Annotated in this window: 3 protein-coding genes; 1 reads left to right on the top strand and 2 read right to left on the bottom strand. The window is 43.2% G+C overall.

The window, feature by feature from the left end:
* Window positions 1-234 precede the first annotated feature (234 nt).
* Together murQ and CK510_RS24485 are read right to left on the bottom strand one after the other, a co-directional pair.
* Window positions 235-1,149: an N-acetylmuramic acid 6-phosphate etherase gene (gene murQ / locus CK510_RS24480; RefSeq protein WP_095724160.1), complete on the bottom strand. Its 915-nt coding sequence runs from the start codon at window positions 1,147-1,149 to the stop codon at window positions 235-237.
* An 84-nt stretch (window positions 1,150-1,233) separates the two neighbouring features.
* Complete coding sequence (locus CK510_RS24485; RefSeq protein ID WP_095724161.1) at window positions 1,234-1,644, bottom strand: DUF3110 domain-containing protein; 411 nt, start codon at window positions 1,642-1,644, stop codon at window positions 1,234-1,236.
* A gap of 435 nt (window positions 1,645-2,079) precedes the next feature.
* Between CK510_RS24485 and CK510_RS24490 the strand changes: the two genes are divergently transcribed.
* Window positions 2,080-6,232, top strand: a 4,153-nt coding sequence (locus CK510_RS24490) for a hypothetical protein (RefSeq protein ID WP_095724162.1), incomplete at its 3' end; no start/stop codon positions are given.

Raw genomic sequence — 6,232 nt, forward strand, 5'->3', positions numbered from 1 at the left:
GGTATTCATGTAAACGTAAAGTCTATGTCACATAAGCTTTTGAGCAAACAGTTGCCACATATTTAGCGTGAATTTTTACCCCCTCAAAAGGCACAAAATACACAGCCTAGACCCTGCCCCTACGAATAGCCTAAATTCCGATGAAAAAATAAGACTTCCATATTTTTCAATCGAGATTGAAACAGCCCTGTACAAGGGGGGAAATAAGAAATTTACTTCCCTTACCTTATTACCTTAATCTTTACAACTTTCAATTGCGGCACGGAGATTACCTTGGTGTGCAGATAATAATTCTTCGCCAGATTTTTTTTCTATCCCCGTCAAATGCATGAGTAGGGCGAGCTTTACCCGTTTCCCACTATGATCGAGGAGCGAACTAGCAGTATCTCGACCTAAACCTGTGAGGTCTTCGAGAATCCGTACAGCGCGATCGCGTAATTTATTATTGGTGACTGCAACATCAATCATCCGATTACCGTAAACTTTACCCAGGCGAACCATTGTACTAGTAGAAAGGATATTGAGGGCGAGTTTTGTCACCGTACCAGCTTTGAGTCGGGTAGAACCTGCTAAGATTTCTGGTCCAGTAAGCAAGCGAATATCAATATCAACATCTGCTGGAACTTGTTCGCTAGGGACGCAAGCGATAAAAATTGTGGATGCACCCCGCTCCTTGGCGGCTTTGAGGGCACCATGAACGTAGGGAGTGGTTCCCCCTGCGGTAATACCTACCACCACATCATGCTTGCCAATATTGTGTTCAACCATTGCGATCGCACCATCTTCGGCACGGTCTTCCATATCTTCGGAACTGCGTACTAATGCAGCTTCTCCACCAGCGATGATTCCCTGGACTAATTCTGGGGGAGTGCAAAAAGTTGGTGGACATTCGGCAGCATCAAGCACACCTAAGCGTCCTGATGTTCCCGCGCCAATATAGAATAAGCGTCCCCCTTGACTTAATGAGGTAACTGTGCATTCGATAGCGGCTGCGAGTTGGTGTTTTGCAGTTGCGATCGCGGTTATGGTTTTTTGGTCTTCGGTGTTGAATAATTCGACTAATTCTAAAGCGCTGAGTTGGTCTAGGTTTAAGCTATTTGGGTTAACTTGCTCGGTTAAAAGGTGTCCGCGTTCCTGCATGTTGATTATTGGTATTGGGGGATTTGTATCTTTGCGAAATCATTTAGAGAGAGACGACCCACCGGGTCGTCTCTACGTGGATGATATGATTTTTTATAACAATCCTTCTAATCGGCGACGTATGCTGTCGAGTTCGCTGTCAGGGATTTCTGGCTCGGTTTCCACATCTGGGTTGCTGGGAATGGTGGTGTTGCTTGTTTTATCGTCACCATCAGGATTCCAGTCAGTTTCCTCAACATTGACTTCCGGGGGGATGACTAAAGCACCCTCAGCAGGGACGATTTCCCAGTCATAATTTGCACTTTTGCAAAATTCTTCGATATCTTGGGAATCCATCCCTTCAACACCTGGTGCGGGGAAATCCTGAGCTTCGAGCATCATGGCGAAACGCTCGGCATCATCTTGAGACTCGAACATGAGTATTTTATTGCGATCGCCAACTTGAATCGTGTGGATACCTTCGTTTTCAGTCCGAGGATTAAAAAGCAACACAAAGACACGCATTGATGTAATGACCAGTCCTTTTTAAATTAACTTATCCATATTAAAGTCTTAGGTAGTCATAAAATAAAGGTCTAGGTAACAATCGCCAATTTCCTTATAACTGTCCCGATAGCTTTAAATGGCTACGCATACAGAATATAAGTTTTAATATAGGTTTCAAACCTATATTTTCTGGGTAGTTATTTTGTCCGACGCTGGAATCATGGCAAAATCCAGAGAAAGTTTTGATTTTTAAGAGTATTCCACCTAATTGCACCTAACTATAAACCTCATTTTTGTACTCTCGCTTAACTAATCAGTCTTGTAGCTAATCCCAAAAATCCCAATAGCTTTGTATCCTGGTTTATATTCTGTATGTGGCACAGCACCATAGTATCTCAGCTAGTGTGTTATTCAGTGTGTCAACTAGACTCGGCGAGTAAATAGTAAAATCTTATGAGTAACTCCCCTAATCACGAAACTCCCCCTGAGTCGGAGAACGATAAGCAAAACTTAACGTCGAAGACAAATCCCAATTCCCGAACTCTCCGCGATCGCAGATTTTGGTTGATGATTTTAACCCGTGGCAGTATGGCTTTGGGTGGAATTTTTGTGATTGGATTGGTTGCTGGTACTTGGTGGTTACAAAAGTTTATTCATGAGGATTTGGCTCCTCTGGCACAGCAAAATTTGACTAATACCCTCAACCGTCCGGTAAAATTGGGGGCAGTGAAGGAATTTTCCCTCTCTGGGGTCAGGTTTGGTAGTTCCTCGATTCCGGCGACGGATACTGACCCTGACCATGCTACTGTGGAGGCTGTTGATGCTAGCTTTGATATTTGGCAGTTGATTTTTCAACGACGCTTAAAGCTTGATGTCAGCCTCGTTAATCCTAATCTTTACGTCGAACAGGATTCCCAAGGTCGTTGGATTGGTACTCAAATTCAACCTCCTGGTAAAAAGGCAGTCATTAAAACTGACCTTGATAAAATTCGTTTTCGCAATGGCAATTTGGTTTTAGCTTCATCTTTCACCAAGTTGGGGTTAGGGCAAAGTCTACCAGGGGAACAACCAAGTTCTCCCCAATCTCCCCTCAATCAAGTTGCTTTTTCCCAAGTCAATGGGGTTGCCCAGTTGTTGGATGATAATCGACTAATTAAATATGAGGTGGCAGGGAAGCCGAAAAATGGTGGTAGTCTTTTTGCTCGTGGGACAACCCGCCCAAAGGGGGCAATACATGATGTAGACCTGCAATTTGAGGATATACAGGCATCTGATATTACAAAAATTGTTAAAATACCCGTAGGTTTACAGAAAGGAACCGTTAAGGGCGATTTGCGGGTACAAGCGGCAGGAGAGCAAACACCGCTATTATTTGGAGATGCGATCGCATCGGGTTTGCAAGTCCAAGTCGGGAAGATGCCTTATCCTTTTGCGAAGAGTCAAGGTAAACTCAGCTTTGATAAAACGGAAATTAAGCTGGGGAATGTCTCTAGCATCTACGGTAAGGTGCCTCTGGTTGGAAATGGGACTATCGATCGCAAAACTGGTTATAAGTTAGCTGCAAGGGTAAATTCGGCTAGTGCGGCAAATGTTCAAGAGACACTGAAGGTCAAGTTTCCTTTGGCTGTTGCTGCGAATTTTAATGCAGATTTGTTGGTGACGGGAGGTATTGACGAACCTTTAGTGTCGGGGAAAGTGAATGCGATCGCTGAAAGTGGTTCTCCGAACATCGCTACTGCGAAGATTGATAAGGTTGATTTGAAGAATTTGACGACGAGGTTTGAATTTGCTACCCGTGAAGGTTTGATTAATTTTAGCGATATTCAAGCTCAAGCTGTTGTTGGTGGGGATATTCAGGGAAGTGGTCAAGTTCAAATTGGGCAAGTTCAAATTGGACAAAATTCCCAGGTAAATTTTAATCTGACAGCAAGGAATGTACCGGGAGATGCGATCGCAAAAGTCTATAATGCAACTCCGAATTTTCAAATTGGTGCTGTTAATGCTACTGCCCAAATTGCTGGGATACCGGGAACTGGAACATCTGGAAACATCCAAACAAGCGTAAAATGGCAAGCTCCCAATGGCACTTATCCGGGTACGGGGGAGACGATTGTTAATAGCGATCGCAGTGTGGATTTTCGCAATGTGGCGTTAAATGTCGCTGGTGGAAAAGTTAAAGCTGCGGGTATTTGGGCTAATGACAAATGGCGAGTGATGGCTGATACTTCGGGTATTCCGGTTGAGCAGTTCGTCAATAAGGAACAAACCGAAAATATTAACTTAAAAGGTGTCACATTTAATGGGCTTTTACTCATTGCTGGTAATACTGCCCCATTTAAAATTGCTGGAATTGAGTCGCAAAATGCTGGGATTGATATTGGTGGGGGTAGGGTTGCCCTTTCCCAGGTAAAGTTTAATGAGGAAAGTTTTGCTGCACAATTAGTTGCAAATAATGTACGTTTATCCCGCGTTTTAAAGGAGTCTGCCCCCGTATTACAAAATCCCCTCGCTGGAACGTTTCAAATCGCTGGCAGTAGGGATAATATTACTTTAAAAACAATTCAAGGTCGGGGAAATGCCCGTCTGGCTGTTGGTGGTGGAACTGTTGCTGTTAATAATATTCGCCTAGATAAAGGTGCATATCAAGCGCAGTTACAAGTTAATGATTCCAACGTCCAGGAATTAGCCCAAGTACCGCAGCAGATACAGGGAAGGGTAACGGGAGATTTTCAAGTTGCGGGTACGGTTGATTCGTTCCAACTGCCAGCGATTCAAGCCAGGGGGAAAGCGCGGTTATATGTGGGGAATGGTAGTTTTAATGCTGGGAGTATTTTACTTGATAAGGGTCGCTATCAGGCGCAGGTACAAGCAAATAATGTCCCTTTACAGCGTTATGTCAAAGTTCCTCCCCAGGTACAAGGTGGTTTAAATGGTCAATTTAATGTTGCGGGTACGGTAGACTCGTTTAAACCGGAGAATATTGAATTAACTGGTCAAGGAAAGTTAAATGTTGCCGGGGGAACCGTAAATGCCACTAATATTAGACTTGCGAAGGGACGTTATCAAGCTTTGGTAAATGGTTCTGGAGTCGAATTAAATCGCATTAATCCCCAGTTAGAAGGGTTATTTGGGGGAAATCTCCAAGTTGCGGGGAATGTGAGTAATTTCAACTTGGCGAATTTAGCTGCTGCTGGTCAAGTACAATTTTCCCAGGGTTTAGGGGGTATTCAACAACCCCTGACGGCAAATATTGGTTGGAATGGTGAAAGGTTGGTTGTTGAACGGGCAAAATCGCGGGATGTGACTGCTAGGGGCTATATTACAGCGAATGCCAAGGGTGAGGGATTCCCGGTAATTACGGGGTTAAACTTAGATATCAATGCCAAAAATTACAATTTAAATAAGTTGTCTCTAAATTTACCGAATGGGATTAAAGTCACTGGAAAGACTGATTTTATCGGTAAGATGACCGGGAATTTACCCGTGCCGAATTTGCAAGGGATGGTGGCACTGAGGGGATTAACGGTAAATAAATTTGCTTTTGAACCCTTACTCGCGGGAAATATTATCAGCGAACGGGGAAGCGGGTTAAAATTGAATGTTGCGGGTAAACAAGACAGGATTGCATTCAACTTAGATGCAAATAATCGTCCGAAAGATTTCTCAGTACGCTGGAAAGATGCGATCGCAACTGGACTTACCCAGGGAGAAAATCTCATTGCCAAGGTTGATAATTTCCCAATTACAGCATTAAATTTAAGTTTACCAAGTAACCCATTTATTGGGAATGGTGGAGTTGGTGGGACTTTGACGGGGAATTTTCAGGTTAACCAAAAGACTTTTGCGACAAATGGGAATATTGCGATCGCAAATCCTCAAGTTGGTAGAATTAGGGGTAATAGTTTCGATGCTACTTTTAATTACAACCAAGGTAAATTGACCCTAGAGAATAGCAGTTTTATCAAAAATAACAGCCGCTATGCCTTTGTTGGTAGCATTAATCCCACTACGAAAACTCCCCAAGTCCAAGGTACATTTTCAGTTACTCAAGGTGACATTCAAGATGTTTTGACAACATTACAAATCTTTGAAGTCGCAGATTTAGGACGGGGAATCGGAGAAAAAGACTTTGGCACTGCTAGCGATTTGAGTAATACAAAACCTGCAAGTCTACCCAACAAAACAGCTTTAGCCCAAATCCCCCAACCATCCCAAGGAAAAGAACCCCAAGAGAATAAACTGCTATTATTCCAATTACAACGGTTTGCCGAACTTGCTGCCATATCCGACAAACAACAACAACAGCGACGGGATGCATCACCCATTCCCGATTTAGCAGACTTTAAAGGAATTTTTAACGGGGAAGTAACCTTTGATACAGCCACTAAAACAGGACTCACCGCAGACTTTAAATTAAACGGTCAAAACTTTATTTGGGGACGTGCGAACGACCCAAATCGTTATTATGTAGCCCAAAAAATCATTGCTCAAGGTAACTTTAATGACGGCATTTTACGCTTTCAACCCCTACGTGTAGAATCAAAAAATAGACTTTTAGCCTTTACCGGAAGCCTTGGAGGTCAAGAACAATCTGGAACATTTCGGG

Source organism: Brunnivagina elsteri CCALA 953 (assembly GCF_002289455.1).
Taxonomy (GTDB): domain Bacteria; phylum Cyanobacteriota; class Cyanobacteriia; order Cyanobacteriales; family Nostocaceae; genus Brunnivagina; species Brunnivagina elsteri.